The sequence below is a fragment of the Streptomyces sp. NPDC005402 genome (genome assembly GCF_040606575.1).
Lineage (GTDB): Bacteria > Actinomycetota > Actinomycetes > Streptomycetales > Streptomycetaceae > Streptomyces.
Map to the genome: position 1 here is coordinate 149,714 of NZ_JBEXFB010000005.1, position 24,710 is coordinate 174,423.

The following is a 24,710-nucleotide window of genomic DNA, read 5'->3' on the forward strand; positions in this document are numbered from 1 at the left end:
CGTGGGCGAGGGCGAGGGCGAGGGCGAGGGCGAGGGCGAGGGCGAGGGCGAGGGCGAGGGCGAGGGCGAGGGCGAGGGCGAGGGCGAGGGCGAGGGCGCCCAGCGCCCAGCGCCCCGGGAGTGCCGGCGAACGGGGCGCGCTCCGACAGCCGGGCCGGGGGTTCATCGGCGCCGCCCTGTCTCCGGCGCGCACACCGGCCTCGACGAGCAGGGCCGGAACGCGGTCGCCGCAGACCGGGGGCGCCCTCGAACCAGCCCCGTCGCGCTTCGTCGCCGGGGCGGTAGCGGCACTGCCACAGCTCCAACAGGTCAGCGCGCGCTCCGCCAGGAGCCGACGCAAGCCGAGGGCACCGGCACCGACCTCCTGGGCGGCCCGCTGTCCCCGCCCCGGGTCAGGCGAGCCTGATCCGAACCACCTGGCACCGCCCGGCACCCCCCTGAGGCCACCACAATTTGACTTGCCACGACAACCCCCGACTTCCGCCCCCAGATAGGCTGTCGGTCCGGTTTCGGGGGTGCGGGGGGCAGTGATGATCGGTAGCGGTGCCCGTGAGTTGTCAGTGCCACTGAGCTTGGGAACGGTCGCCGATCTGGCGCCGGTTCGCGATCGCCGTCAGCCGGCGTGGCTGGCGCTGGGCGAGGACGGAACGATCAGCCGGTGGGACGTGGCAACCGGTCATCACGAGGCTGTCGGCACCACAACCGTCGCGGAAGAATCCGAGCACGAACCATGGAACGATCACCCGCTGCGCAGGCGCCTGCACGCCTCCTACGACGGCCTGTTCGCATCGGTGGTCAACGACTACGGCCGGTTCGGTGAGGTGATCGACCTGCGGACCGGCGAGATCACGCTGACCTTGGACAACCAGGGCTATCACGAGAACACCGTGCCGTTCTCAATGGCGTTCGGCCAGCACCTCGGGCGTGACGTCGTGATCCACCGAACGGACTGGAACCGGCTGGATGTGTCGGACGCGCAAACAGGATCGCTGCTGACGGAACGGTCCTTCGCCGTGCCTGCAGACGCAGACAAGGACGTCTTGCCGGAGCATCACCTCGACTACTTCCACGGCGCCCTGTATGTGAGCCCGGATGGCAGGCGGATCCTGGACGACGGATGGATATGGCATCCGATCGGCCTCCCCTCGGTGTGGGACCTGGACCAATGGGTCGAGAGCAACGTCTGGGAGTCCGAGGATGGTCCGAGCCGGGTCGATGTGTGCGGCCGGGCGTACTACTGGGACCACGCCATGACCTGGATCGACTCCGCCAGGATCGCCGTGGAGGGGATCGGCGACGACGACGAGCGGATGCGGCCCGGGGCACGGATCCTCGATACGGGTCAGCGCGGAACGGCCGTAGAACTCCTTGCGTTCGAGGGACCGACCGCACCGTTCTTCAGTGACGGCTCCCGTCTGTTCAGCGGCGGCAACACCGGTCTGTCGCTATGGGATCCGGCCGAGGGGAAGCTCCTGGGGGCCGTTCCCGGTTTCTTCCCCACCCACCACCACCCAGGCGCTCAGCAGTTCTTGCAGCTTGCTGACGGCGTGGTCCGTCTATGGAACGCGTGACTGCTTTCCTGAGCGAGAAGTGCGAAGTCACCGGCCCCGGCGTCCGCTGCTCTCCCTCACCACCAGTTCCGTCGCCACCTCCACCCGCGTCGTCTCCGGCTGTTCCCCGGACAGCAGCCGCAGCACCATCCGGGCCGCGAGTGCGGTCATGTCGGCAAGAGGGGTGCGGATCGTCGTCAGGCGTGGAGTCACCCAGTCCGCGAAGGGCAGGTCGTCGAAGCCGACCACGCTGACGTCGGCCGGAATGCGCAGACCCAGTTCGGCGGCGGCCCGGTAGGTGCCCAGCGCCTGGTGGTCGGAGCCGGCGAAGATCGCCGTAGGACGGTCGGGCAACGCCAGGAGTTCCAGGGCGTGTTGGTGTGCGAGGCCGTGGGTGAAGTCGCCGTAGCGCACCAGCTCGGGGTCGAAGGGCAGTCCCGCCTCCGCCAGGGCGGAGCGGTAGCCGTCGACCCGCGCCCGGGAGGTGAGCCGGCGTTCCGGGCCGCTGATGATCGCGATGCGCTCGTGGCCGAGCTCGATGAGGTGCCGGGTCGCCGCCAGTCCGCCGGGCCAGTTGGTCGCGCCCACCCACGGGGTGCCGGGCGCGGGTTCGTCGATCGGCATCACCAGCGCGTAGGGGATGCCGAGCCGTCTCAGCTCCTCGTGCTGCCCGGGCGTCAGTTCGGGCACCACGAGAATCGCTCCGCGTGTGGAACGGGTGGCGAGGGAGTCCAGCCACTGACGGGCGCGTCTGGTCCGGCCGTGCGTGGAGGAGACCACCAGGCCCATGCCCGCGTCGTGCAGGACGTCTTCCGCGCCCCGGATGAGTTCGACCGCCCAGGGGCTGTCCAGTTCGTTGATGACGAAGTCGATCAGCCCTCCGGGCGGGGCCGCGGTGGCCGCCGGATGGTGTTTCGCCAGGTAGCCGTGCTGCTCCAGGAGCCGCTGCACCTTGGCCCGAGTCTCCGCCGATACATCGGATCTGTCGTGCAGCACCTTGGAGACGGTGGACACCGAAACGCCTGCACGATCGGCGATTTGGGCCAGCGTGCGTCTCCTGCCGTCGCTGGATCCTGTCCGAACCGTTGACGTCATCGGATGAATCTCCTACGTTGCCGGGCGATCGAGTTTTGCGAAAGATATCGCAATTCTTGTTTCCGGAGCACGGCTCCTCGGCGAATTGGTGGTCTACATGAAGAGATGGCGCGTCGCTCCCCTGGCCGCGGCCGTGGCTCTGGTGCTGTCCGGCTGCGGAGGTACCGGCGGCGGTGACGGCGCCCGCTCGGGCGGCGGGAAGGGCGAGTTACTGGTCTGGGTGGACAACACCCGTATGCCCGCGGCCCAGCAGTACAAGAAGGCCCACCCGGACGTGAAGATGCGCATCGTCACCATCCCGCCCGACGCCGGCTACGTGCCCACCAAGGTCTCGCTCGCCAACCGCACCAAGAGGGGCTGGCCCGACGTCGTCTTCCTGGCCAATCCTGCCGAGACCGCGACGCTCGCGAGCGAGAAGTTCGGTTACGCGGCCCCGCTCGACGACCTGGTCCCCAAGACCGTCCGCGACGGTTTCTCCCCCGGCTCCCTCGACACCTGCACCTTCGGCGGCAAGACGTACTGCCTGCGCAACGACATCGCCCCCACCGTCCTTTGGTACGACGCGAAACTGATGGCGCGCTACGGCTACCAGGTCCCCAAGACCTGGGCCGAGTACCGGCAGACCGGCCTGAAGGCAGCCGCCGAACACCCCGGCACGATCGTCGGAGCCGTCAACGGCAAGTACGGCGCCGGCATTTACTTCGGAAGCAGCGGCTGCCCCACCCGGGACACGCTCAGCCTGACCGAAGTCCACATCGACCTCGGCCGGCCGGAGTGCACCCGGGTCGCCGATCTGCTCCAGCCGCTCGCCCGCAAGAAGGCCGTCACCACCGTCGTGCCCATCGACCCGGGCTTCGCGAAGTTCGGCAAGGGCGACAAGATCCTGATGCTGCCCGCCCCGGCCTGGTTCGGCGACTTCATGTTCGCGCCCGCGTTCAAGGTGCCGAGCGGCCGGATCGCCGCCGCCCCCATGCCCACCTGGCCCGGCGAGAGCAAGCCATACGCCGGACAGGTCGGCGGCGGTGCCTTCCTCGTCTCCTCGCACGCCGGTGGCCGTACGAAGCAGGCCGCGGACCTGGTGCGCTGGATGACCACCGACGTGAACCTCCAGGCAAAACAGCCCACTTACCCCGCCTTCACGGCAGCCGCGCAGAAGTGGGGCGAGGCCAAGTCGAAGGACCCGTACTACGCCTCGGACCCGATGCCCGCCCTCACCGCGGCGGCGAACGCGCTGCGACCCGGTTTCGGCGCGGTCCGTTTCGAGGCCGACTGGCAGAGCAGCTTCAACGACACAGTCGTCAAGGCCGTCGACTCCGGCAACAACCTCCGCAGTTCTCTGGGGAGTTGGCAGGACAAGCTGGAGGCGGCGGCCAAGACCAGCGGGTACACGCTCGGATGAAGACGCTCGCGACATCCCGCCCGCCCGCGGTCGCCGCCGCCGCGACCCCGGTGCCGTCCCGGCGAAGGCGCCGTCCCGCCCGTACCACCGCCGTCTGGATTCTTGTCGGCCCTTACACCGTGTTCCTCGTGCTCTTCGGGCTCGCGCCCGCCGGATACGCCCTGTGGACCTCCTTCGTCGACAACGGCTCCTTCTCCGGCGGACGCGACTGGGCGGCCGTCTTCCACGACTACCGGCTCGGCGACGCGGCCGCGCACGTGACGACGTATCTGCTGCTGTGGCTGCCGATCCTGCTGCTGACGGTGCTGTCCCTCGCCTTCACCCTGCACGCCCGCCCCGGCCGCACGACGAGCACACTCCAACTCGTCTACTACCTGCCAGGCGCGGTCACCGGCTCGGCCGCCGCCCTGCTGTGGCTGTTCATGGTCAGCCCGGACAGCAGCCCGTTCTCCCCGCTGCTCGAACTCATGGACATCGAGAGCGCCACGGACGCGCTGTCCGGCGGCAACCTCATCGCCGTCCTCACCGTGATGGGCGTCGCGGTGCACGCCGGCGGCTGGATCGTGGTCCTGTACGGGGCGCTCAACGCCCTTCCCAAGGACGTCCTGGAGGCCGCGCAGGTCGACGGCGCCTCCGCCTGGCGAACCATGTGGCACGTCAAGCTGCCGATGGTGCGTACGTACGTCGCCTTCGTGCTGATCTCCAGTTTCGCCTCCGGCAGTCAGGTGTTCGTCGAGCCCACCGTGCTGTCCACCAGCGCTCCCGGTCAGATCAGCCCCACCTGGTCCGTCAACCAGCTCGCCTACGTCTACGCCACCCAGGACGGCGACTTCGGCAAGGCCGCCGCGCTGTCGCTGGCCATGCTCGCCGTAGGAGTGCTGGCCGCGTGGATCGTGATCACCCGTACGCGCATGTACGCCACCCACTCCCCCGATTCCCGGTGAATGAGGCGATGACCGCTCTCTCGCGTGGCGCCCGCGCCCTGTTCCTGCTCGGCGCTGCCGTCTTCTTCGGACTGCCCCTGCTGTGGCTGCTGTTGGCCCCCACCCGCACCGCCGACGACCTGACCACCGGTTCACCGCTCGGCTTCGGCTCGCTGGGCAACGTGGGCGACGCCTGGACGCACCTGACGTCATACAACGACGGTGAGATCACCCTGTGGATCGGCAACTCGATTCTCTACGCGGCGGCCAGTGTGGCCCTCTCTCTGCTGCTGTGCGTGCCCGCGGGCTACGCGCTCGCCAAACACGACTTCGCCGGCCGCCGGACGCTGCTCACCCTGTCCATCGTGACGATGATCCTGCCCCCGGCGGCGCTGGTGCTGCCGCTCTACCTGGAGATGTCGGCGATCAACCTCACCGGAACGGTCTGGTCGGTGATCCTTCCCCTGTCCTTCTACCCCTTCGGCGTCTACCTGGCCTTCCTGCACTTCCAGGCGAACCTTCCAGACAGCCTGCTGGACGCCGGACGCGTCGACGGGGCGAGTGAACTGCGGCTGTTCTGGTCGGTCGCCCTGCCGCTGGCCCGCCCCGCCGTCGCCCTGATCGCGTTCTTCGGCTTCGTCCGCTGCTGGACCGACTTCTTCCTGCCCTTCGTGATGCTCTCGGACGACCGCACCTTCACCCTCCAACTCGGCCTGATGTCCCTGCTGCAGTCCACCGGCGCCGTCAACAACTCCAGCGGCTTCGCCGACCTCGACATCCACCAGCCGGAGGCGGCCCTTGCCGGGCTCGTGGCCTGCGCGCCGCTGCTGATCGGATTCGTCCTCGCCCAGCGCTTCCTGCGCACCGGGCTGCTGGCCGGAGCGGAGAAGGGCTGATGAACGATCCACGTATCGAACTCGGCACAGCAGTAAGGGAATTGGTCGTGCCCGTCACATCCCGCTTCAGCGTGGGCCGGGCACGCGTACGGCTCGGCGTGAACACCGCGATCCACGACGACAAGGCGGCCGAACTGGAGGCGTTCGCCCGGCCGTTGTGGGGACTCGCGCCCCTCGCGGCGGGCGGACAGGACGTCCCACACGCCGAGTTGTGGGTCGAAGGGCTCGCCCACGGCAGCGATCCCGCGCACCCCGAGTACTGGGGCGAGCCGGCCGACCGTGACCAGCGCATCGTCGAGATGGCCGCCATCGGCTTCGCGCTGGCCCTCGCCCCCCAGCAGTGGTGGGACCCGCTGAGCGGCCCCGAACGCGACCGGCTCGCACGCTGGCTGCTCAGCGCGCTGCCCCGGGAGACCTCCGACAACAACTGGCTCTTCTTCCCGGTCCTGGTCGGCCTCGGCCTCGACCGAGTCGGCGTGCCCTACGACCGCTCGCTGATCACCTCGCGCCTCGACCGTCTGGAGACCTTCTGGCTCGGCGACGGCTGGTACGCGGACGGACCCACCGAACGACGCGACTACTACGTCCCGTGGGCCATGCACTTCTACGGCCTGCTCCACGACACGCTCACCGGTGGCGACCGCTTCAAGGAACGGGCGGCACGGTTCGCCGGTGACTTCCGGCACTGGTTCGCCGACGACGGGGCCGCCGTCCCCTACGGCCGCAGCCTGACCTACCGCTGGGCGCAGGCCGCCTTCTGGGGCGCGCTGCCCTTCGCGGGCGTCGACGTACTGCCGTGGGGCGAGGTCAAGGGCTATCTGCTGCGGCATCTGCGCTGGTGGCAGGGGCGGCCGGTGACCGGGCCCGACGGGCTGCTGTCCATCGGGTACGGCTATCCGCAGCCGGCGCTGGCCGAGCAGTACAACGCGCCCGGCTCGCCCTACTGGTCGCTCAAGGCGTATCTGCCGCTCGCACTGGCGGCGCAACACGCGTTCTGGACCGCGAAGGAAGAGCCGGCTCCCGCACTGCCCACCGTCAGCGCCCAGCCACACGCCGGGGCCGTACTCATGCGGGCGTCCGGCGACGTCACCCTGCTCGCCAGCCGCCAGCACCACTCGTGGGTGCGCCACGGAGCCGAGAAGTACGCCAAGTTCGCCTACTCGACCCGCTTCGGCTTCAGCCTGCCCAACGGCACCCTCGGACTCGATCAGGGCGCCCACGACTCCATGTTGGCGCTGAGCGACGACGGCGGGGCGCACTACCGGGTCCGTGAGGAGCCGGCCGCGCACTACGTCACCGCCGACACGGTCCTCAGCACCTGGCACCCCTGGCCCGATGTGGAGATCACCACCTGGCTGACGGCCGCAGCGCCCTGGCACACGCGCACCCACCGCATCCGCAGCGCCCGCGCCCTGCACACCGCCGAGGGCGGCTTCGCCGTCGACCGGGACGCGGACACGGACCGCGAGACCGGACCGGCGTACGCGAAGGTGTCGGCCCCGGCAGGACTCACCGCACTGCACGACCTCGACGGCCGACGCGACGGCGAGGTCATCGACTGCCTCCCCGGCACAAACGTCCTTGCGCGACGCACCGCCCTGCCCATGCTCATCGGCCAACTCCCGCCCGGCGAGCACTGGTTGCGATGTGCCGTACTCGGTGCTCCCGGCGGGGCCGAAGCCGAGACGGCCTGGCGGAAACCCCCGACCACCGCACATCCGACGACTGGAGACCGGACATGAGACTCAGACACCTGTCCGTACTGGGCGCCGTGACCGCGCTGCTGACCTTCCCGGTCCAGGCGCAGGCGGCACCCTCCGGCCACACGTACCACGTGGCCCCCCAGGGCAGAGACCAGGCACCCGGCTCACCGACAAGCCCGCTGCGCACCATCGGCGCCTGCCTCGAACGCGTCCGCCCAGGCGACACCTGCCTGATCCACCACGGCACCTACCGCGAACAGCTCACCCCGCCCTCCGGCACCCAGAGCGCGCCCATCACGATCGCCGCCTACGGCGACGGGCCGGTGACCGTCGACGGAACCGACCGCGTCACCGGCTGGAAGGACGCCGGCGGCGGACTGATCGCCGCTGACACTGACCTGCCGCCCGACCCGGACTTCAACGCGGTGTTCCTGGACAACACCCGTGCGGCGGAAGGCCGTTGGCCCAACTCCGGCGCCGATCCGCTGAACGCCACCTGGGCCGAGGCCGACACCACCTCCACCGACCAGCACATCGACGACAGCGACCTGCCCGACGCCGACTGGACAGGTGCGACCGTGCACGTGTGGGCGGGCTCCAACCCCTGGGCCCAGCAGACCGGTACGGTCACCGCAGCCGCATCCGGCGCGCTGGACTTCAAGGGCGGCAACTACCGCTGCCCGCCCCTGTGCATGGGCAACCAGACCTACCGCAACTACTACCTCGTCGGTTCGAAGGCCACCCTCGACCAGCCCGGGGAGTGGTACTACGACAAGGCCGCGCACCGTCTCTACATGGTCCCCCCGAAGGACGGCATCGCCGGACACACGGTGACCGCCAAGCACCGGCTGTGGGGCGTCGACCTCACTGCCAGCTCGTACGTCACCGTGCGTGGCCTGGACCTGTGGGGAACCTCCCTGCGAACAGGCAAGCCGAGTACAGGAGTTGTGGTCGACGGACTGCACGCCCGGTACATATCCGAGTTCTCCACGCTGCCCATGCCACCGGACAGCGATCTCGCAGTCGAGCCGTTCGAGGGCAACATCGTCGCCTCCCGCATCCTCGACTCGGGCGTGCAGATCCTCGGCACCGACAACACTCTGAAGAACAGCGAGATCGAGCAGTCGGCCGGCGACGGGGTACTGGTCCGCGGCACCGGAAACACCGTCACCGACAACTACATCCACGACGTCGGCTGGATGGGCAGCTACACCCCGGGCATCGAGATCAACGGCAACGGCCACACCGTCACCCACAACACGGTCCGGCGCACCGGACGGGCCGCCATCGACACCGCCTGGCAGCTCAACGGCACCGAGTTCCACGACAACCGCATCGCCTACAACGACATCTCCGAGGCGATGCGCACCTCCCGCGACGGCTCACCCTTCTACGTCTGCTGCAGCCTCAACGGCTCCGGCACCTCCATCGACCACAACACCGCCCACGACGCCGACGGCCAGAACGGCTACTACGTCGACAACTACTCCGGCCACTTCCGCCTGCACCACAACGTCGCCTGGAACACCGGCAGTCGGGGCGTCTACTTCAACGGCCACACCGGCCCCAGCATCGCCAACGAGGACCACAACTCCAGCTACGGCATGGGCATCAACGTCGCCTCGACCGCGCTGGGCGGCGCCACCGACGCGTCCGGCTCCTACTTCAGCAACATCATCGGACCCAAGCCCGTCACCGCGACGCAGACCGGCAATCCGCTGCCGGTCGTCCGCTCCAACCTCATCAGCAACACGCCCGGTTACACCGACGCCGTCAACGGTGAGCTGTGGCTGACGCCGGGTTCGCCCGCCATCGACGCGGGCGAAGTGGTGGACGGCGTCACCACCGACGTCCTGGGCACGGCTCCCGACCAGGGCGCGTACGAGTACGGCGCACCCCTCTGGTCGACCGGCTGCGATCTGCCCGGCTGCCAGCAGCGGGTGCGGCACGGGAGTTGGACCGCCACCTCGAGCGACGGCAGCAACGCCTCCACCACCGTCGACGGTGACATCAACACCCGCTGGACGGGCAGCGCCCCGCAGGCGGCCGGACAGTTCCTGACCGTCGACCTCGGCGAGAGCAAGACCTTCGACCGGCTCACCCTCGACGCGGGCCGCGACACCAGCGGCCAGCCGTACGGCTTCACCGTCTCCGTCAGCCGTGACGGCACGCACTGGGGCGAACCGCTCGCCGAGGTCCACGGCCGCTCCTTCACCCAGGACGCGGCCCTCCCCCGCCGGACCACCGCCCGCTACCTGCGCATCACGCTCACCGCGAGCGGGCCCGCCCCCTGGGTCGTCAACGACATCCGGCTGTACGGCGACGGTCCCGACGCCGCCTCGACACTCCAGGCGGAACAGGCCACCGAGGTTCGGGGAACGGTCCGCGGCACCGCGGCGATCTCCCTCGGGGGCGGGGACCGGGTGGGCTTCCGCGCGGCGAACGTCAGCGGCAGAAACCTCACGGTGCGCGTCGCCCCGTCCTGCGTACGCGGCTGCTCACTTCAGCTGCGCCTGGACAAGCCGGACGGTCGCGTGGCGGCCACTATGCCCCTGAACGGCACCGGCGACTGGCAGGAGCGGTCCGTGAGCCTCAAGCACACGGTCACCGGATCACACGACCTCTATCTCGTGGCGAAGGGCAACAGCCCCGTGGCCGATCTGGACTGGCTGACCATCAGACCGTGACCCGGCCGGTGAACCGGCGCCCCCGGTGACTGACCGCGTCGTGTCCGACTGCGGCAAGCGAACCGGGGGCGTGGGGCCGAACCAAGCCTGGTCCCGGGCTACGACGGCCTCGGCCACCGACCAAGCAGTCCAGCGGCTCGGGCGCGTCAACGACCTCGTGGTGCCCTCCACCCCCTCACGAGTGCAAGGCATGGAGCAGCAGCGGCAAAGACCGGTGCAGCTCGCGCTCCCAGTACGGCCAATCGTGGGTGCCGGGTCCGTAGAAGTCGGTGGTGAGGTGTCCTCCAGTGGCCTTCAGACGGTCGGCGAGCGCGTGGTTCATCTGGTTGAGCAGCGCTTCGAGATCGTCGTAGGCGCATGACTTCCGTGCTCAGCGATGACATGGAGGGTCCGGTCGAGAACACGTCCGACCGCCGGGGTGGTTGGGGCAGCTGTGACCACCGGAGATCTGAGTGCTCCCCCTCCTCTTCTCCCGCGCCGACCAGTTATGTAGATTTATACATAACTGCTGGATGCGGGACTCGTGGCCGGCCCGCCCCATTTCTTCTGAGCCTCGCGGAGCCTCCTCTTGACAGACCCCGCCGTGCGTCGGCGCCGCCAGGCCCTGTACCTCTTCTTCTTCCTCCCGGGTATCGCCATGTCCTCCTGGGTCACGCGCACTCCGGACGTGCGGGACCAACTCGGCGTGTCGACGGCGGAGATGGGGCTGATCCTGTTCGGCCTCTCCGTTGGATCGATGATCGGCATCCTGGGTTCCGGCCGCCTCGTGGAGCGCCTCGGTACCCGGCCCGTGATCGTGCTCGGTACCGCCCTGATCATCTCGGCCACGATCGTCATCGGCGTCGGCAGCGCCGTTGCGTCGGCTCCCCTGGTCACGGCGGGGCTCTTCCTGTTCGGCGCGGGTATGGGCTCGGGCGAGGTGGCGGTCAACGTGGACGGCGCCGACGTCGAGCGCATCACCGACGCACCGGTGCTGCCCACACTGCACGGCTGTTTCAGCCTGGGCACGGTGGTCGGCGGGGTGGCCGGCATGACCGCCACGGCCGCGGAGATCCCCGTCCACTGGCATCTCGCCGTGATCACGCTCGTCGCCACAGGGATGCTGATTTACGCCTCACGTGCGCTTCGGACGGGCGTCGGCCTCAGCACGCGACGTGACACGTCCGACTCCGCCCCGCTCTCGGGGCCGCCGGTCTGGAAGGACCGAAAGCTGCTCCTCATCGGTGCCATCGTGCTGGCCATGGCCCTGGCCGAAGGAGCGGCCAACGACTGGCTGCCGCTGCTCATGGTGGACGGCCACGGTCTGGACGCCACGGCCGGTTCGCTCGTCTACGTCGGGTTCGCCGCCGCGATGACGCTGGGGCGCTTCTGCGGCACGTTCTTCCTCGTCCGTTTCGGACGCGCGGCCGTCCTGCGAGCGAGCGCCGTCTCCGGGGCCCTGGGACTCGTCCTCGTGATCTTCTCCGACAACGTGGCCGTCGCGGCGACCTCCGTTCTCTTCTGGGGCCTCGGGGCTTCGCTCGGCTTCCCGGTGGCCCTGTCGGCGGCCGGCGACTCGGGCCCCGACCAGACTGCGCGCGTCTCCCTGGTCGCCATCATCGGCTACGTCGCCTTCCTCGTCGGGCCGCCGGCCCTCGGCTTCCTGGGCGACCACTACGGGCTGCGTACGGCGATGCTCGCGGTTCTCGTGTTCGTCGCCTCCGCCATCGTGATCGCCCCCGCCGCCGACACCCGCGACCGGGCCGCTGCGACACAGGGCGCCTGACAGAGCCCCGGCGCCGCGAGACCGGGCCGCGCAGCCCCCAAGGCGGTGCCGAGATTCCAAGACAGAGGTGATTCTCCGGTCCTCGCCCGCCCTCGCCTCCGACACAGCCGCGGCCCACGTCGGAGTGGTCAGGGATCGATGGCCGTGCGGTCGTGGGTGGTGCGGGTTTGCCGTACGTTGCCACGCCCGACCGCGCGACGGCCCGGAGCGGGACGGGCCGGAGCGGGACGGGCCCATACCGGTCGCCCGCCGCGGCAAGTAGGGTCCAACATCGTGAAACTCGCGATCTTCGATCTGGACGGCACCTTGGTCGACCGCAGCGGCGCTTTCGCCGAGGCCATCACCAGCCTGAGCAACGACCACGGCTACGGCCCGGAGATCGAACAGTGGCTGCTGACCGAGCTCGCCGACCAAGCCGAGCGCGGTGACTTCGACCGGTTGCGTGCCACCTTCCCCGTCGCCGAGAGCGCCGACCATCTGTGGCGCGTCTACATCGACCGTATGTCGTCCTCAGTGCACTGCCGTCCTGCCGTCCTCAGCAGCCTGGAGCGTCTCAAGGAGGCGGGCTGGAGCATCGGCGTCGCCACGAACGGCGCCAGCGACATCCAGCGGGCCAAGATCCACGCCACCGGCCTGGCCGATTTGATCGACGGGATGGCGGCCTCGGGCGACGTCGACATACGCAAACCCGACCCGCGCCTGTTCGAACTCGCCGCCGCACGATGCGGTACGCAGCTCAGCCCGGGCGACTGGATGACCGGCGACAATCCCGAGACCGACATCGTCGGCGGCCACGACGCGGGGTTGCGCACCATCTGGGTCACCGGCCGCCCCTGGCCCGCCGGACTGGTGACGCCGCACCACACGGTCGATGACGTCGTGGCCGCCATCGGCTACCTGCTCGACGAGGGATCGGCATAGTTCGGGGGCTGCCTTCCTGCGTAGCCGCACCCCACTGCCCGCCGATCAGGGGCAAGGGAACTCCGCCGATCAACCCGAGGGACGAAGCGGCCCTGGTTTCGTACCCTGGCTCACATGCGCACGCGTCCGACACTGCACTGGACCCCTCCCCCGGGCCTGCCACCGGGCACCACCGATCTCCAACCGGTGACCGACGCGCTGAGCGCCGGCGGCGTACTGGTGATCAGCGGGGCGGGTATCTCCACGGAGTCGGGCATCCCCGCCTACCGAGGCGAGGGCGGAAGCCTGAGCAGGCATACGCCGATAACGTATCAGGACTTCACCGCGGCCCTGGAGGCACGGCGAAGGTACTGGGCACGCAGCCATCTCGGGTGGCGTACGTTCGGCCGCGCCCGTCCCAACGCCGGTCACCAGGCCGTCACCGCGTTCGCTCGGCACGGTCTGCTCTCGGGTGTGATCACCCAGAACGTCGACGGCCTGCATCAGGCAGCCGGCACCGAAGAGGTCGTGGAACTGCACGGCAGCCTGGCCAGAGTCCGATGCCTGGCCTGCGGCGCCGTCACCTCACGCCGCGATCTCGCCGTACGGCTGGAAGAGGCAAATGCGGGGTTCGAGCCCACGGGCGCAAAGATCAACCCCGACGGTGACGCCGACCTCTCCGACGAACAGGTCGCCGGCTTCCGCGTCCTGCCGTGCGAAGACTGCGGCGGCATCCTCAAGCCCGATGTGGTGTTCTTTGGCGAATCGGTGCCCGCGCAACGGATCGAGCACTGCCGTCAGTTGGTCCGTGAGGCGAGATCCGTACTGGTTCTGGGTTCCTCGCTCACGGTGATGTCCGGACTGAGATTCGTCCGCCAAGCGGCCGAGGCCGACAAGCGGGTCCTCATCATCAACCGGGACCCCACCCGCGGTGACCAGTTCGCCCACACCCGCATCAACCTCCCGCTGGGAACCGCCTTGTCGTCCGTCGCGGGCCGACTGGACCTTTCCGTCGACGCGGAGCGGACACCCCGGCCAACGTCGTGACAACGGCTGTGCGCCCACCACGCCGGACGAGTCCACGCGCGTGACCGGCTGGGGGTCACCCACGTGCCCACCGACGGCCGTACGCCGATGTGGTAGCCGAGTCTCCCGAGGTTGCCGGCCACCGGCTTCGCATCCCGGCGCTGGGACCTCCTCACCGAGCGGCGCGAACCCCCCGGCCGGTGAGCTCAAGGGTTCCTTCGCGTGGCCTGCCTCAGGTCGGAACGGAACTGCCGCACGAGCGTCTTCGGATCCCGTACGACCTGCCACAGGCCGATCGACAGCAGCGCCAGACTGACGGTGAAGCAGACCCAGAACACTAACTGGGTGCCGGTCGCGAGGTCGTGGGTGCTGCCGTCCTCGTAGCGGCAGTACGCCTGTGGGGGAAACGCCTTCGAGCTGCCGACGCCTCCGTAGTACATGGAGCACAGGTCCTCGCCCGGGTCCTTGAGCGTGTCGTCCGCCGTGACGATCAGCAGCCAGGCCAGCGCGGCCACCGGAACCGTGCCGAACACGATCACTTTCGTCCAGGTCGGCAGGCGGGGATGGCCGAGGAGCCCGATCAGCGCGAGCAGTACGACCGCGAACACCGCGGACACGGCTCCGGCGGTCAACGGCCTCTCGAACACCTCGTCCAGGAGCCAGACGACTCCGGCCACCGGTGGCGCAGTGAGGAGAACGACCTTGATCCCGGACGCGATACGCGGCTGCACGAGCAGGTACACGGCAAACGCGCACGTGATCAGGGCGAGGAGCGCGATCACGGACGCGCGGGGGCGGTGGCAGCGGCATCCCGGTGTGTCTCGTCCTTCCGCCACGGACCGACGCCGAGTTTTCCGGTCGTCCCGAGGTCGAGTTCCGGCACAACCATCACGGGATCGGCTGCGGGCTTGGCCCGGACGCGGACGTACGGCGCGTTCACCGCTTCGCCGGCCTGGGTGGTGTTACGCCAGGCCAGTCCGGCCACCGCAGCCTCACCAGGACGCAGGACGACCGGTTGGGGGCCACCGTCCCCACCGAGACCGGTACTGATCTGATCGGTCCCCTGAAGGATGTGCACGCCGTCCACGGCGTGGTGGTCCTCATCCTGGATCGTGAGTCCCGGGTAGCCGTCGAGGTGAAGGGGCCGGGTGCCGCAGTTGACCAGGTGCAGGCCGACGACGCGCAGCCCCATCGCCGCGTCCCCCTCGTCGGCGTACACGTGCATGCCCGACTTCGGGCACGTTCCCGAGGCGGACGATGCCTCGGCTTCGGGGACGCTCCGCACCTTGATCACCTCCACCCCCGTCACCTCGGGTGGGTTCCCGAGCGTCTCCCCCATGACGGCGGTGCCCTTGACGGTCCGTCCCGGCCCGACCGCCTCGACGGTCTGCTTCACGTTGTCGACCGCGCCTCCGGAGTCCGAGAGGAAGCCGATGGTCAGCGTGTAAGTGGCGCTCTCCGTCTGCTGGTTGGTGACCTCGAAGTCCGCGCTGTAGTCAACTCCCGCGCAGCCGCTCTGCGGGCCCCAGGCGTACAGCGCGGTGATCTTGACGCCGTCCTCCGTCACGCCGGCACCGTCCACGGAGGGCAGGGGCAGCGCGGTCGGAGTGCCGGAGGGACGAACGGACGGCTCCGAGGACGAGGGGCTGCCGTACCGGGAGAAGTCCGACGGGCACAGCGCCTCGGCTCGGACCGGGCCGCCGTCGTCATCCCCGCCGGACGAGGCGCTCTGGGAGCCACAGGCGGCGAGCAGCAGGGCGGCGAGGAGGACGGCGGGAGCGGTGCGGGAGGCGGTCGGCATCCGCCCACCCCACCAGCAAGACCCCCGCTTGGGCTGTGGCGGAACCCACACCTCCGGTCACAGCGGTGTCACAGATCACCTTGGCGGGCGTGGTGCCTTCAGCAGGTGCCTTCTTTGCCCTGTTCCGGTATCCACACCCACCGGTTCCTCGTGGACGTCGTGGCTGCTGACCTGGTTCAGATACGGCGCACGGTGTGCAGTGACCTGGCGTACGTCCCCGCGCCGTCGAGGAGGGACGCGCCGCCGAGATCGGACATGGTGGGCCCGTTGGCCGTCTTGCGGCTGGAGAGGAAGCGGCGTTGACCGGCGTCGTCGAGACCCAGGTAGATGCCGACGTGGTCGATCGTCAGGCTGACCCCGTCGTCGCTGGAGTCGGCGTTGAACAGCACCAGGTCGCCGGGCTGGAGCAGGGCTGCGGCGGGCGGGGTGGTCCCGGTGGCGCGGTCGACGACCACGCCCGGCGCGTAGTCGGCGATATGCCGGGACTTGCGGGGGATCCGCGTGCCCGAGGTGTCCTCCTCGGCGGCCAGGGGCACGCCCAGGTGGTAGCCGTAGACCATGCGCGTGTAGCCCGAGCAGTCGAGGTTGCCGGCCTGCTTGCTGGACGGCCCTGTGTAGGTGCCGTCCGGGAAGGTCCAGCCCACCTTCATGTACTCGTGGAAGTCGGCGCCCTCCAGCCGGTAGCCGTGCGGGTCGAGATAGCCGTACCCGGCCTCGCCCAGGACGTGCTTGCCCTGGGCGGGTCCGGCGCCGGCCGTGACCGCCGCAGCGCCGCCGAGGAACATCGCGGCGTACGCGAGGACGTCCGGGACGGTGGACCCGGCCCAGCCACGGATCGTCTGCTCCAGCTCGGCCGTCCAGGTGCCGTCGAAGGGCTCGGGCAGCAGACGCACCCAGTCGCCGTGGGTGACGGTCGGCAGGGCCGCCCAGTTCGCGGCGTCCACCTCGAGGCGGCTCACGGACAGTCGGACCGGCAGGTTGGTGCAGCCCTCGTTGGCCAAGGCGCGCAGGCCCACCCGGCCCTTGGTCAACGTGGGCGTGGAGTCGGTGATGTCGAAGGCCCACGAAGACGGTTCCACCGACGCGGACTGCCACGCTTTCGCCTGGATCCGGGCGCCCTCCCGCCGCACCCGGATCGTCCAGTCGACCCCCGCCCGCACCCCCGTGGCCAGTGTGAGCGCCGTTGCCAGCGGGGTCACGGCGTTGTCGACCTCCTTCTCCAACCGCATCTCGACCGCCCCGGAGGTGAGGAAGGACAGCCGCGCCCGGTAGTGGTTCTGGGTGCTGACGTAGCCGAAGCTCAGCGCGAACGAACAGGCCTGCCCCGTAGGGACCTTGTCGAACCTGGCGGTGCACCGTACGTCGACGTCGGTGATCTCGTCGTCGGAGAGGCTGGCGTGCCGGCTGTACCCGGCGGTCGTGACGTCGACGATGCCGGCGCCCGGCACCACCGAGAAGTCGGTCTTGAAGGTTTCGGATGTGATCCACCTTCCGCCGCCCGGCGAAGTACCCCAGTACACCCGGTCGCCCTCGCCCAGCGCGAGGTCCGGCAGCGTCCGCTGGAAGTCGTCGACGAACGGCCGTTTGTTCTCGGCGAACGTCCGCTGCGGGCCGGGCAGTACGACGGTTCGCGCGCCGTGCGTGAGCAGTGCGACGCGCTTGCCGCCGGAGGTGACCTCGGTGCGGGCCGGAGCGCTGGAGAGCACGGTCGCGGTGAGGGGGGTGGTGAGGGCCACCGGCGTGAAGTGCGCGGCGCCGAGCGGCGCCATGGTCACCCACGAACGGGCCGGGGACAGGCCACCCGGCCCCGGGAAGGCGGGCACGTCGGCGGCCACCGCGGCACGCGCCGGGGCGACGGCCAGACCGGTGAGCGGAACGGCGGCAGAGGCCGCAAAGGCGGCGAGGAGTCTTCGTCGAGATGTGTCAGACATGTGCTTGATGATCCGTTGCCACCCACCGCCACGTCACGTCAACTCCGACTTCGGCCTGCGACAAGCGACTTCGGCGGTGGGGTGAGGTGTGACACCGGTGCGTCGGCCAGGCCCCGTCGATCAGTTCGGCAAAATGCCGCCGTGAGTTTGAGGGAAAGCCCTTCCACCGGTCTCTCGGCTTGACAGTCTCTGTCCGCACACACCGGATGTCATGTCCGCGATCACCACGTCGCCCTGGAGAGCACCATGCCTCGAACCGTCAGCAGGACCTTCCGGCTTGTCAGAGCCGCCGCCGTTACGGGTAGCGGCACCGCTCTCGCCGTCACCCTGACGGGCAGCGCCTCCGCGGGCGTGCTGCCGAACCTTCCGGAGAACGCCACCACGTTCCAGAAGTACTTCGAGCCGGTGTACGACTACGACACGGACTCCTGCTACCCGGCCGCCGCCATCGACGCGAACGGAACCCTCAACGGCGGTCTGAAGCCGACCGGGTCCATCACCGGCCAGTGCCGCGGTGACCACCTCGGCCACGCCAACACGTACTCGCGAGCCAAGTGCAACAACGGCTGGTGCGGGATCATCTACGCCAGCTACTTCGAGAAGGACAAGGCCTCTCCGGGCATCGGCCACCGCCACGACTGGGAGTGCATGGTGGTGTGGGTCGAGCAAGGGGCGGACACGCCGTCGTACCTGTCCGCCTCCCGGCACGGCGGCTTCAGCACCCACCCGATCGCCGACGTTCCGATGAGTGGCCGGCGGGTCATGGCCGTCTACCACAAGGACGGCGCCAGCACCCACGCCTTCCGCTTCGCCAAGTGGAACGAGACGGCGGAGAACGACACCGGCGCGTGGCACCAGGAGAACCTGCTCACCTGGGACAACCTCGCACCCAACCTGCGCACCATCTTGAACGGCTCCGACTGGGGCAGCGCCAACCTCCCGCTCCAGGACTCCAAGTTCAACGACACGCTCAACAAGGCCAAGCCGGGCGAGATCCCCTTCGACCCGTACGCCTGACCCGCGGGCCGGCACGGCACCGAGGCGGGGCATGACGGTCGCCGCCCCGCGTGTCGGGGCGGCTCACACCGGCGAGCGCACCGGTACGCGAAGTGACTCGGGTCTGGCCCCCGTCCTGCGGTGGCACCGAATCTTGGGACACGTTTTACGCGACGCACGCAACTGCGGCCTGTGCCCTCTCTGTCTGACAGGGAGACGGGTCCGTCAGGGCCGAAGAGCGAGAAGACCGGGGCAGTCAGTGGGACGGCGCAAGGGCAGCATATGGGTCGCATTCGTCACGGGTGTGATGCTGGTGGGCGCGAGCGCCTGCGGTGGGGGCGGCAGTGACAAGGCGAGCGGGGGCGACGCGAAGGCGTCGGGAAAGCCGAGTGCGAGCACCTCTCCGTCACCGACGAAGCCCGCGGGCCCGCCGATGCTGCTGGAGACGATAACCCCGCAGACGGGAACCACGGTCGGCGTCGCCATGCCGATCTCGGTGATCTTCACGAACCCTGTGGCGGCCAAGGCGCGAGCCGCGGTGGAGAAGCACATGAAGGTGAGCGCCTCACAGCCGGTGCCCGGCGCCTGGCACTGGATGGGCGACAAGCGCGCCGACTGGCGCCCTAAGACCTACTGGCCCTCCGGCACGACGGTGAAGATCGACGCCGACATGACGGGCGTCAGCAACGGCAACGGACGTTACGGCGTGCACAGTTACACGCACACCTTCAAGGTGGGCGACGACGTGCGCGCGGACGTCTCGGTGACCGGCCACACCATGAAGGTGACCCGGAACGGCGCGCCGGTGCGCACCCTGTCGATCAACGCGGGCAGCGCCGAGTATCCGACGTGGGACGGCACGATGGCGGTCATCGACAAGCAGGAGAAGGTCCACATGACCTCCTGCAGCGTCGGCATCAGCTGCGACAAGGGCAGCCCCAACTACTACGACCTCACACTGCCCTGGGACATCCACCTCACCCAGTCCGGCACCTACGTCCACTACTCGACCGGCGACCCCAACCCGGGCAGCGGCAGCGCCCGCGGCTCGCACGGCTGCGTCCACCTCTCCCTGTCGGACGCCAAGTGGTTCTACGGTCAGGTCAAGCAGGGCGACCCCATCACCATCACCGGCTCACCCCGCGGCAAGGCCCCGGCCGACAACGGCTACGCCGACTTCAACCTGGGCTGGGCGCAGTGGCTCGCGGGCAGCGCCTCCGGAGAGGGGACAACCGCCACCCTGTGACGCACGCGCGTCGGTGCCTGGTGCTGCTGAGGGAGCTGGGGGCCGCGAAGAAGCTGGACTGGTCGTCGGCGGTGATCGACCCCTCCCCGTCCGGGCGGCCCTGCGCGGCCCAAAAGCGCACGCAGCCCGGTCTTTCGCCCCCGACCGGGCAACAAGCACCACGTCGTCACCGACGAGTTGGGCATCCGGTTCGAGGTGTGACCGACTGGCGGAAACCGTGGCGACGCCACGCAAGGCGGACCTGATGCCGGGCTTACCTGGAAGCCCGGCATCAGGAGCGGCTGGGCCAGTACCGGACACGCCTGAAGCGCGCCGACGGCCGGGGTGAGGGCGTGCCGACGGTCTTCGACGCGTACGCCGATCACGCGTCGTTCGCGTACGAGTACGGCATCCGCGACCGCGGCTGTTCAGGGCCGCCGCCGAGCTCCCGGCTGGGGACGAAGGCCGGGCCGTAATTCGCGCGCACAAGGACAGGTCGAGTGCCCGATCGAGGGCCACCTGGAGCAGCTGCTGCCCCGCCCGGCCCTACGCGGCCTGACGCGACCCGCGCGAGCGATCGTGAGCAGGGGCCGATGTCGACGCGGACGACGATGGCCGGGCGGAAGATCGTCCGTACCGCAGCACCTCCCCGAGCCTGGGGGCGTCGATGCCGTGGCAACGCAGCGTATGTCGCTCGAAGAGCCCTCTCGGTCCTGGGGCCGGGCTCACGTCGGGATGGAGAGCGCGTTGCGCACCTCGTGCATGACACGCGTTGTTGGTGGAGGGGTCGAGAGGGTCAGCGGTCAGGTTGTTCTTGGCCAGTGCGACGGCGAAGCGGTGGTCTGGTGCGGCCCATCGGAGCGAGCTACCGGCCCCGCCGTGACCGAACTCCCGGTTGCCCGGACCGCCGAAGCCGAGGGCGAATCGGGCCGGGTAGCCAATCATGGTGTCCGGTCCGTCGCCGACGGGGGAGGTAGCAGCGGTGACCCGGTCGGAGGACATCAGCCGGACGCCGTCGAGTTGGCCGCCTTCGGCCAGTGCGGCGTACATGCGGGCGAGGACGCGGGCGCTCGCGGTGCATGCTGACGGAGCACAGGCCCGCTGATGAGGAGAATCGAGCGATTGCCCGCCGTGCTGGTGTCCGTCTGCGGCATGCCGGTGTGGCCGTTACTGCCACTGCGAGCTGGTTGCGATGGCCCGTAGCTGGGTCATTGTCAGGATCGGTGCGGTACGGGTCGCGGGGGTGTCGGCGCTGGGTGCCTGCCACTGCATGATGGTGACGTAGAGCCCGTCAGGGCGCAGGACGTTCACCGTCTCGTGCCCGGGGTTCGTGGCGGGTGGTGCCTGCCGGGACTGGATGAGGGTGCCGTCGGCCCATTGCGTCGCGCCGGTGAAGACGTGGGTGCGGATCGCGGTGGTGGAGGTCGGCCGGGAGACGTGCACCTCGAGCAGCGATGTGCCGTGGCCGTCGTCCACCCACAGCTGTCCGGACGTGCGGCCGCCGGGCGGGTTCGAGTGACTCATGCCGGTCGGCAGCAGTGCGGTGAGGGTGGCCAGGGCGCGGTGGGCGGGCAGTGTGCCGGTGAAGGTCACCTTCGGGGTGGCCGGGGCCGGGTCGGTCGGGGCTGAAGCTGCCGGAGGGGTGAGCGGGTGGTCGGCTGTCCGCCCGTCGGCCGGCAGTCCGGGAACGAGTCCGGTGCCGAGCCCCCCGACGATGGCGAGAACGGCTGCTGCGCTCACGCCGACGGCCATGGCGCGACGCCGACGCCGGCGTCGGCCGTTGCGGATACCGCCCTGCACGAGCGAGGCGGTGTGGGGCGGCTCGAAGGGCAAAAGGGTGGTGCGCAGCGCTTGGGCGAAGTCTTCTTCGAGGGGCATGGCGGGTCACCGCGTTTCGGGGTCGGTGAAGAGGCGGAGGTGGGGGCGGGAGCGGGGTGCCGGGGCAGCGGTGTCAGGGGCTGACGAGCTCGGACAGGTCCTGGCCCAGAACGTCCCGGATCCTGGCGAGCGCGCGCATGCTCTGGTTGCGTACCGTGCCCGGCCGGACCTGAAGGATCGCCGCGGTCTGCTCGACGCTGCGGTCCTCCCAGTAGCGCAGCAGCAGTACGGCCCGGTCCCGGGCGGAGAGCCGGCCCAGGGCGTCGAGCAGGGTCAGCCGCAGTGTGGCGTCGTGCTCGGTGGCGGCACCGCGGTCCGGCAGCAGGGCGGTGGGCTGCTCCGTGCTGCTGCGTCGGCGGCGGTGGGACAGGTAGGTCCGTACGAGGACGGTGTGGGTGTAGGCCGCCGGGTTGTCCACCTGCGCGATCCTGCGCCAGTTGGCGTACATCCGGCCCAGCGTGTCCTGCACCAGGTCCTCCGCGAGGTGCACATCACCGCTGGTGAGTACGCATGCTGAGCGGAACAGAGGTGCGGACCGCGCAGCGGCGAACGCCATGAATTCCTCTTCGTGCCGGCGCTTCATCCAAGTTCCTGTTCGTCGTCCACACTCTCAAGACGCGGTGGCCACATGGTTACGTCCCACCCGGAGCAGCAGAAGTCCGGCCGCCGAACGCGTACTTGCTGCCAGCGACGCCGACGGCTCGGCGAAGGCCCCGTGTCCGCGCAGGCGCCACGGCTACGCGCGCAGATACTCATCACCCTCCGCGGTGCCAGCGGCCCACTCCAGCTCATCGAGTCGGCGAAAAGAGTGCGATCAAGGAGACCGCATCACCGGCCCACCGGTCGGCCACCGCGAGTGCGGTACGCGCCGGTGTCACGCCGGGCCGATGACCTTCTTACGCATGGGTTCGATGTCCGCCTCAGCCGTGGCGGTGTCATGTTCTTCACCGACCCCATCGCGGCCTTCACTCATCTCCGACACGCGCTCGTCCCAGCCGGCCGGCTCGCCTTCCTCGGCCCGCAGCCCGGCGGCCCGGACAGCGCCTACGCCCGTGCGACGGCCGCACTCGCACCGTTTCTGCGCGAGGCATCCCCTGCCGCCAGAGGCATGGGGTCCCTCATCGACCCCGCCCGCATCCACCAGGTGCTCGCCGCCGCCGGGTTCACCGACATCGACATAGCCCCCGCCGAGGCCCCCATGACCTTTGGCGCAGATGCGGCCGACGCCGCCGACTTCATCTTCGCCATAAGCCCGACGCGCCACAACCTGCGCCCCGTCGCCCCGGCGACCGTCGCCCGTGTACGTGCCGAAGTGCACGACGCGCTCACAGAGTTCGAGACCCCCGACGGTGTCCACATCCCTGGTTCCGTCTGGATCGTCACCGCATCGCCTACACACAAGCAGTAGTCAAGGGGGAGGTCCAGTCCACGAGCCCATACCGAAAATGATATATCCGACAAATCCTGAATAGTGGTGTTTGGTAGGGGCACACCGTCCAGGGAACGCCACTCCCGAACGGAGCAGCCAATGATCATCAAGAAAATGCATGACATGGGCATCCGCAGCGAGCATGCCTACACCGCAGCCATGGTCTCCATCGGCCTGTCCGTCCTCACCTGGGCAACCAGCCTCGGAGGCGAACCCGGAAGCCACGCCGACCTCGCCCGCGCCGACCGCTGGGGCATCTTCGTAGGTGAATGGGCGCCCACCTTCTTCGGCCTGGGCGTCGCCCTCTCCCACTACGAGCAACAGGACGGCACACTGACCGCCACCGTGCATGAGCTGCGGGAGCAGAAGGCCGGCTGACACGCACGAGCGCCCGCCCCGCCCCGGGGCGGACAACAAGCAACGACCCCCGCCGCCCGCTTCGAAGAGCAGGCGACGGGGCCCACGCACGCGTGGCGTCGGGGCAGTCAGCCTCGGTCAGGGTGGTTGTCCTCGATGCCAGGAGGCGAGAGCCGAGATCCGGACTCGCCCTGCGGGCCCCCTTCAGGAACTCCGCCGATGAGTTTTCCGCGGTCGTGCCGTCTACCCCTCGACGAAGGGAGCGCACCATGCGCAAGATCATCGTTTGCACGTTCCTGACGCTGGACGGCGTCATGCAGGCACCGGGTGGTCCGGACGAGGACGTTCAGAGCGGCTTCGAGCACGGTGGCTGGCAGAAGCCGGTGAGCGACGACGAGGTCGGCGCGGCCATAGCCGGTTGGTACGAGCCCTCCGACGCGATGCTGCTCGGCCGCAAGACGTACGACATCTTCGCGTCGTACTGGCCGACCGCCGATCCCGACAACCCGTTCACCCATCGGATGAACAACATGCACAAGTACGTCGCGTCTCGAACCCTGACGTCCGTCGAGTGGCAGAACTCCACTCTGCTGGAGGGCGACGTCGTCGATGCCGTACGCACGCTGAAAGCGTCCGAGGGAGGCGACATCAACGTCGTCGGCAGCGGCGACCTCGCCCAGACCCTCATGCGGCACAGCCTCGTCGACGAATACCGGCTGACCATCCATCCGGTGATCATCGGCACCGGCAAGCGGCTGTTCGCCGACGGAGCGATCCCGACCGCGCTGGAGCCGGTCAGCGTCTCGACGACGAAGAGCGGCACCATCGTCGGCGTCTACCGGCCCAGCGGCAAGCCCGGATACGACAGTTACTAGCCAGACGCCCTCCGCATGCGCTGGTAGACGGCCCCGCCGTCACCTGCACCCCGTCGCAGTGGGTTCGTACCGATGACGATCGGTACGAACCCACTGCGCTGTGCGCAGAGCTCAGGTGATGTCCATCAGCGGCCGCGGCGGCGGCCACCCAAAAGCCTGACCTTGGCCAGGGTCGTTTCACACGACGTCTTCAAGGCGACCCCCGATGTCCCGACACCGGAACGCGCTCAGGGAACCTCAGCCATCCGACCTCTGATTCAACTCCCCCGCATGC

At 69.5% G+C, this 24,710-nt stretch carries 21 protein-coding genes and 1 pseudogene; 15 read left to right on the forward strand and 7 right to left on the reverse strand.

Annotated features, from left to right (window positions below):
* Nucleotides 1–530: 530 nt before the first annotated feature.
* Complete coding sequence (locus tag ABZT02_RS11400; protein ID WP_356017107.1) at nt 531–1,571, forward strand: hypothetical protein; 1,041 nt, start codon at nt 531–533, stop codon at nt 1,569–1,571.
* Nucleotides 1,572–1,598: 27 nt separating this feature from the next.
* Here ABZT02_RS11400 and ABZT02_RS11405 read toward each other — a convergent pair whose 3' ends face one another.
* Nucleotides 1,599–2,645, reverse strand: coding sequence for a LacI family DNA-binding transcriptional regulator (locus tag ABZT02_RS11405; RefSeq protein ID WP_356016559.1), 1,047 nt, complete (start codon nt 2,643–2,645; stop codon nt 1,599–1,601).
* A 97-nt stretch (nt 2,646–2,742) separates the two neighbouring features.
* Between ABZT02_RS11405 and ABZT02_RS11410 the strand changes: the two genes are divergently transcribed.
* From ABZT02_RS11410 to ABZT02_RS11430, 5 genes are read left to right on the forward strand one after another with little or no spacing between them, the layout of a single operon-like run.
* A complete protein-coding gene (locus ABZT02_RS11410; RefSeq protein WP_356016561.1) occupies nt 2,743–4,044 on the forward strand; it encodes an extracellular solute-binding protein in 1,302 nt (433 codons plus the stop codon).
* Nucleotides 4,041–4,988, forward strand: a complete 948-nt coding sequence (locus tag ABZT02_RS11415) for a sugar ABC transporter permease (RefSeq protein ID WP_356016563.1) — start codon at nt 4,041–4,043, stop codon at nt 4,986–4,988. Before ABZT02_RS11410 ends, ABZT02_RS11415 begins: the two co-directional genes overlap by 4 nt.
* 8 nt (nt 4,989–4,996) lie before the next feature.
* Complete coding sequence (locus ABZT02_RS11420; RefSeq protein WP_356016565.1) at nt 4,997–5,863, forward strand: carbohydrate ABC transporter permease; 867 nt, start codon at nt 4,997–4,999, stop codon at nt 5,861–5,863.
* Complete coding sequence (locus tag ABZT02_RS11425) at nt 5,863–7,605, forward strand: DUF2264 domain-containing protein (protein WP_356016567.1); 1,743 nt, start codon at nt 5,863–5,865, stop codon at nt 7,603–7,605. The genes ABZT02_RS11420 and ABZT02_RS11425 overlap by 1 nt, the downstream gene beginning before the upstream one ends.
* Nucleotides 7,602–10,253, forward strand: a complete 2,652-nt coding sequence (locus tag ABZT02_RS11430; protein ID WP_356016569.1) for a discoidin domain-containing protein — start codon at nt 7,602–7,604, stop codon at nt 10,251–10,253. Before ABZT02_RS11425 ends, ABZT02_RS11430 begins: the two co-directional genes overlap by 4 nt.
* A 175-nt stretch (nt 10,254–10,428) precedes the next feature.
* On the opposite strand, the pseudogene ABZT02_RS11435 reads toward ABZT02_RS11430, so the two are convergent.
* Nucleotides 10,429–10,596 (reverse strand): annotated as a pseudogene (locus ABZT02_RS11435) (esterase family protein); the annotation flags it as partial.
* Nucleotides 10,597–10,821: 225 nt separating this feature from the next.
* Between ABZT02_RS11435 and ABZT02_RS11440 the strand changes: the two are divergent.
* From ABZT02_RS11440 to ABZT02_RS11450, 3 genes are all read left to right on the forward strand, one after another.
* On the forward strand, nt 10,822–12,018 hold the full coding sequence (locus ABZT02_RS11440; RefSeq protein WP_356016570.1) for an MFS transporter: 1,197 nt from the start codon (nt 10,822–10,824) through the stop codon (nt 12,016–12,018).
* A 273-nt stretch (nt 12,019–12,291) separates the two neighbouring features.
* Nucleotides 12,292–12,939 carry an HAD family hydrolase gene (locus ABZT02_RS11445; RefSeq protein WP_356016572.1) on the forward strand — a complete coding sequence of 216 codons (648 nt, stop codon included), beginning with the start codon at nt 12,292–12,294 and terminating at the stop codon, nt 12,937–12,939.
* A 114-nt stretch (nt 12,940–13,053) separates the two neighbouring features.
* Nucleotides 13,054–13,965 carry an NAD-dependent protein deacetylase gene (locus tag ABZT02_RS11450; protein WP_356016573.1) on the forward strand — a complete coding sequence of 304 codons (912 nt, stop codon included), beginning with the start codon at nt 13,054–13,056 and terminating at the stop codon, nt 13,963–13,965.
* A gap of 185 nt (nt 13,966–14,150) precedes the next feature.
* Here ABZT02_RS11450 and ABZT02_RS11455 read toward each other — a convergent pair whose 3' ends face one another.
* The 3 genes from ABZT02_RS11455 to ABZT02_RS11465 form a co-directional block, all read right to left on the reverse strand.
* Nucleotides 14,151–14,726, reverse strand: coding sequence for a hypothetical protein (locus ABZT02_RS11455; protein ID WP_356016575.1), 576 nt, complete (start codon nt 14,724–14,726; stop codon nt 14,151–14,153).
* Nucleotides 14,723–15,745 carry a DUF4232 domain-containing protein gene (locus tag ABZT02_RS11460; RefSeq protein ID WP_356016577.1) on the reverse strand — a complete coding sequence of 341 codons (1,023 nt, stop codon included), beginning with the start codon at nt 15,743–15,745 and terminating at the stop codon, nt 14,723–14,725. The genes ABZT02_RS11455 and ABZT02_RS11460 overlap by 4 nt, the downstream gene beginning before the upstream one ends.
* A gap of 176 nt (nt 15,746–15,921) precedes the next feature.
* Nucleotides 15,922–17,676, reverse strand: coding sequence for an NlpC/P60 family protein (locus tag ABZT02_RS11465; protein WP_356016579.1), 1,755 nt, complete (start codon nt 17,674–17,676; stop codon nt 15,922–15,924).
* 246 nt (nt 17,677–17,922) lie between these two features.
* Here ABZT02_RS11465 and ABZT02_RS11470 point away from each other — a divergent pair, with 246 nt between their 5' ends.
* From ABZT02_RS11470 to ABZT02_RS11480, 3 genes are all read left to right on the forward strand, one after another.
* Entirely contained in the window at nt 17,923–18,693 is a 771-nt protein-coding gene (locus ABZT02_RS11470) for an NPP1 family protein (RefSeq protein WP_356016580.1), read from the forward strand.
* A gap of 286 nt (nt 18,694–18,979) precedes the next feature.
* On the forward strand, nt 18,980–19,918 hold the full coding sequence (locus ABZT02_RS11475; protein ID WP_356017109.1) for a L,D-transpeptidase: 939 nt from the start codon (nt 18,980–18,982) through the stop codon (nt 19,916–19,918).
* A 332-nt stretch (nt 19,919–20,250) separates the two neighbouring features.
* Nucleotides 20,251–20,373, forward strand: a complete 123-nt coding sequence (locus ABZT02_RS11480) for a hypothetical protein (RefSeq protein ID WP_356016582.1) — start codon at nt 20,251–20,253, stop codon at nt 20,371–20,373.
* A gap of 691 nt (nt 20,374–21,064) precedes the next feature.
* Here ABZT02_RS11480 and ABZT02_RS11485 read toward each other — a convergent pair.
* On the reverse strand, nt 21,065–21,775 hold the full coding sequence (locus tag ABZT02_RS11485; RefSeq protein WP_356016584.1) for a hypothetical protein: 711 nt from the start codon (nt 21,773–21,775) through the stop codon (nt 21,065–21,067).
* Nucleotides 21,776–21,848: 73 nt separating this feature from the next.
* On the reverse strand, nt 21,849–22,358 hold the full coding sequence (locus ABZT02_RS11490; RefSeq protein ID WP_356016585.1) for a SigE family RNA polymerase sigma factor: 510 nt from the start codon (nt 22,356–22,358) through the stop codon (nt 21,849–21,851).
* A 354-nt stretch (nt 22,359–22,712) separates the two neighbouring features.
* Between ABZT02_RS11490 and ABZT02_RS11495 the strand changes: the two genes are divergently transcribed.
* The 3 genes from ABZT02_RS11495 (at nt 22,713) to ABZT02_RS11505 (ending at nt 24,436) form a co-directional block, all read left to right on the forward strand.
* Nucleotides 22,713–23,183 carry a hypothetical protein gene (locus ABZT02_RS11495; RefSeq protein WP_356016587.1) on the forward strand — a complete coding sequence of 157 codons (471 nt, stop codon included), beginning with the start codon at nt 22,713–22,715 and terminating at the stop codon, nt 23,181–23,183.
* Nucleotides 23,184–23,303: 120 nt separating this feature from the next.
* The gene (locus tag ABZT02_RS11500; protein WP_356016588.1) at nt 23,304–23,582 is read left to right on the forward strand and encodes a hypothetical protein; all 279 of its coding nucleotides are present in this window, start codon (nt 23,304–23,306) and stop codon (nt 23,580–23,582) included.
* Between the two features lie 248 nt (nt 23,583–23,830).
* A complete protein-coding gene (locus ABZT02_RS11505; protein WP_356016590.1) occupies nt 23,831–24,436 on the forward strand; it encodes a dihydrofolate reductase family protein in 606 nt (201 codons plus the stop codon).
* Nucleotides 24,437–24,710: the final 274 nt, after the last annotated feature.